Source organism: Sellimonas caecigallum (genome assembly GCF_019754295.1).
Taxonomy (GTDB): Bacteria; Bacillota; Clostridia; order Lachnospirales; family Lachnospiraceae; genus Sellimonas; species Sellimonas caecigallum.
This window is the reverse complement of the sequence record NZ_VIRV01000040.1, coordinates 1-3,520: the sequence shown is the minus strand read 5'-3', so window position 1 is coordinate 3,520 and position 3,520 is coordinate 1. Positions and strand designations below refer to the sequence as shown.

The following is a 3,520-nucleotide window of genomic DNA, read 5'->3' as shown; positions in this document are numbered from 1 at the left end:
GCCGTGCTGCTTATATTGTACTGGGAGTTACCGTGGAAGGCTATAAGGAGATCCTCAGTATTACTGTGGGAGCGAATGAAACCAGTAAATTCTGGCTTGGAATGCTCAACGACCTGAAAAATCGTGGTGTGCAGGATGTGCTGTTTTTCTGCGTAGACGGCCTCCCCGGATTTAAAGATGCAATCCAGGCCGTTTTCCCACAGGCACAGATCCAGCGCTGTGTAATCCATATGCTGCGCAATTCTTTTAAATATGTGAATTATAACGATCTGAAGAAGTTTTCTGCAGACTTCAAGGCTGTGTATAACGCACCCAATGAATCCGCAGCTCTTTCGGAATTGGAAACGATTAAGGAAAAATGGGGGAAGAAATATCCCTATGCGATCAGCAACTGGGAAAACAACTGGGAAGATGTAAGTTCTTTTTTTCAGTTTTCCGGAGATATCCGCAGAATTATGTATACAACAAATATCATAGAAGGACTGAACCGTCAATACAGGAAAGTTACAAAAACAAAGAGTGTGTTTCCAAGTGATACCGCTCTTGAAAAGATGCTGTTTCTTGCAAGTAGAAATGTAACAAAGAAGTGGACTCAGCGTTATCGGAACTGGGATCAGGTGTTGAACCAACTGATCATTTTATACGATGAAAGACTGACAGCATACCTGTAAACAGAAAACAGGAGTGGATGTAAACACATCCAGCTCCTGTTTTCACCTTATCCCTTCGGCATTTATAGTATTCCCAGAAAATCCCAGCTTATTCCCGAGGCCGGGTGTGGGCAGAGCCCACGAAAAGGGATTGCTGATGCCGTTATTTGTGCTGCAAAAAATCATAAAATTCATGTATAACCTGAGTCGAATGGGCAATACTATTATCAGATAAATAATTCGACAGCAAAAAACCAGAAATTTGGACAATACAATTATACATATCTGGTTCTTATCAAAGAAGATTTTCCCCATAGACACAGAAAATTTTACGCCCTCTATTATAAGCGATTTTGCTTAGAATTTCAAGATACCAAGCAAAGCTTCCCATCTCTCCGCAAAATTTATTTGCGAATGGTCACAATTAAGTCCTTAACATCTATTAAGATTTCCTGTTTGCATTTTGGGCAGTAAAGAGGAAAATTTTTGATTTCCATATCCTTTCTTATTTTAACACGAGTTTTATTTTGGCATATATGACACAACAACCACTGTATATTTTCAGCCATAATTTTATTTACCTATCTTGTTCTAATATCAATGACAATTTTAAGGAAATATTGCCCTTATCTCGTCAACCTATTGAACTTCCAATTAAGAACAATCAAACCGAGGATAAGTATTAGCGGAAATGCAGTTGCAACAAGTAGTCCTATTTTAAGATTACCACCAGCCATATCGGAAATGCTGCCAACCATTGCAGGGCTTACGGTCGCACCTAAATCTCCAGCCAAAGCTAAAAGTGCGAACATAGCGGTACCGCCTCTTGGGCACTTCTGGGAAGAAATGCTGATAGTGCCCGGCCACATAATGCCAACCGAAATGCCGCAAAATGCACAGCCTGCCAGCCCAATAGTCGGTAAAGAGGACAGAGATGCCATCAAGTAGCAGATCACACATAACATGCCGCACGCCAACATAGTCCTGGTCAAGTCCAGCTTCTCACTCATTTTTCCATATAGAGTTCGGGATATTCCCATAAACACTGCAAATAAGCAGGGACCTGCCAGATCACCCACAGTTTTAGAAACACCCATTGCCGACTCTGTGAATGCGGATGCCCATTGCGCCATAGCTGCTTCGGATGCACCGGAGCATACCATAAGCAGTATCAGCAACCAAAACAGTGGTAATCTATGTAGCTGACTGGGACGCATACTCTCGCCATCATCTATCAACCGTTCAATAGGACAGGTAATAAAATTGAAAGCATTATATAACGGCACCACTGCCCAAATCAATGTAAGTATTTTCCAGTTTTCTACGCCAAATACTGTAAAAAAGAGCGTCGAGCCCAAAATCACACCCACTGCACCCCAACAGTAAAAAGAGTGCAACAAACTCATCATACCTTCTTTATTTTCAAAGGGGCAGGCTTCGACAATAGGACTTACTAATACTTCAATAAGACCACTACCCATAGCATAAAGTACTACTGCAATTAAAATTCCTAAAAATGGGCCAGGAAGTAGTTCCGGCAGAATAGCCAGTAAAACAAGACCTACCGCAGACAGCACCTGCGATGATACTACGCAGATGCGGTATCCTATTTTATCCACAAATTTAGTGGCTGCGAAATCAATTAGAAATTGTGTTAAATAGAATGTAAGCGGAATCAGCGCAATCTTTTCCAGTCCAATCCCATAGGTATTCTTGAATGTTAAAAACAAGAGTGGTGTGAAGTTCGCAGATATAGCTTGGGTAACAAAGCCGAGATAGCAAGCTATAAGAGTTTTTTTGTAGTTCTTTTGCCTGGTCATGACTACTCCTTTATGGTTAATGTAATATTATACTTGAATTGATTATATCATCATAATCAAGCTTAATAAAGACACAGAAAACCCAAATATAAGCACTATTTACCCAAAGTGCGGGTTTGACTGGGTGTATATCCATAGGTTTGCTTAAATTGGCGGCTGAAATAATTTACAGAATTAAAGCCGCAGGAATAGCTGATCTCCCGAAGTGTCAGCGTCACATCATTAAGCATACTGTGTGCAATTTGAAGCCGGTATTGAATAAGTGCGTCTATAGGTGAACATCCCATATATGTGTTAAAACAACGACCTGCTTCGCTGCGACTGATATTGGCAGAATCGGCAATATCTTCGAGTGTGACAGCTTCAGCATAATGCTCGTAGATATATGAGAGCATCTTTTGGATGCGTATTTGGGCATTGATTTGTATGCGTGTAGTTTCGAATTTAGGCAAATCTTCAAAATTCGAGAATATATATTCAAATATACCGCTAAGTTCACGTTGAACAGCCATTTCGTAACATTGGCTTTGTTCATACATCTGACAGTAAATATTTTTCACTGAACAATTTACCTCGTTATGCCAACCATTTTTATGTTTAAACACGATAAAAGGTAATGTATCACAGCAAGCTATGGGATGAATATATTTTTTGTAGATTGCACTGGTTTCAGGTGCAATCACAGCACCGGAAAAGACGATGTTTGGCATCGGATCAGGAACATCGCCGGACAACTGCTTTATTCCATGCAGCATATTTCTGTTAACAAATATGCTGTCACCTACCTCCAGTATGATGTGTTGCCTGCCAACTTGAAAGTCCAAGACACCACTTACCGCAGTGGCAATTTCAAAGTCATGATGCCAGTGTAAAGGACCAGCCCAGTTTGGCAGTGTGGCCAGTTCATCATGAAAATAGGAGATAGGAAAGACTGTACCGTCATGCGGTATTTGTTCTCGTAGTTGATGATCAAGTATTATCGGCATTATTCGTCACTCCAAGGTAAAGGGTTGCTATTTGTTCCTAAATATATATTGTACCAAGTCGCTG

Annotated in this window: 4 protein-coding genes; 1 reads left to right on the top strand and 3 read right to left on the bottom strand. The window is 40.6% G+C overall.

Annotated features, from left to right (window positions below; all coding sequences use genetic code 11):
• The coding region (locus FLB61_RS12860; RefSeq protein WP_221920421.1) for an IS256 family transposase at positions 1-671 on the top strand (671 nt) is incomplete at its 5' end.
• Positions 672-1,054: 383 nt separating this feature from the next.
• Here FLB61_RS12860 and FLB61_RS12855 read toward each other — a convergent pair.
• The 3 genes from FLB61_RS12855 to FLB61_RS12845 all read right to left on the bottom strand — a co-directional run bounded on the left by FLB61_RS12855 (position 1,055) and on the right by FLB61_RS12845 (position 3,456).
• Positions 1,055-1,219, bottom strand: a complete 165-nt coding sequence (locus FLB61_RS12855) for a cysteine-rich KTR domain-containing protein (RefSeq protein WP_087203388.1) — start codon at positions 1,217-1,219, stop codon at positions 1,055-1,057.
• A gap of 57 nt (positions 1,220-1,276) precedes the next feature.
• Entirely contained in the window at positions 1,277-2,470 is a 1,194-nt protein-coding gene (locus FLB61_RS12850; RefSeq protein ID WP_087203387.1) for an MFS transporter, read from the bottom strand.
• 95 nt (positions 2,471-2,565) lie between these two features.
• A complete protein-coding gene (locus FLB61_RS12845) occupies positions 2,566-3,456 on the bottom strand; it encodes an AraC family transcriptional regulator (protein ID WP_221920420.1) in 891 nt (296 codons plus the stop codon).
• Positions 3,457-3,520 lie beyond the last annotated feature (64 nt).

Bases quoted from the DNA above. Each gene is read 5' to 3' on its own strand.
- FLB61_RS12855 (WP_087203388.1), bottom strand. From the start codon at position 1,219: ATGGCTGAAAATATACAGTGGTTGTTGTGTCATATATGCCAAAATAAA.
- FLB61_RS12850 (WP_087203387.1), bottom strand. From the start codon at position 2,470: ATGACCAGGCAAAAGAACTACAAAAAAACTCTTATAGCTTGCTATCTC.
- FLB61_RS12845 (WP_221920420.1), bottom strand. From the start codon at position 3,456: ATGCCGATAATACTTGATCATCAACTACGAGAACAAATACCGCATGAC.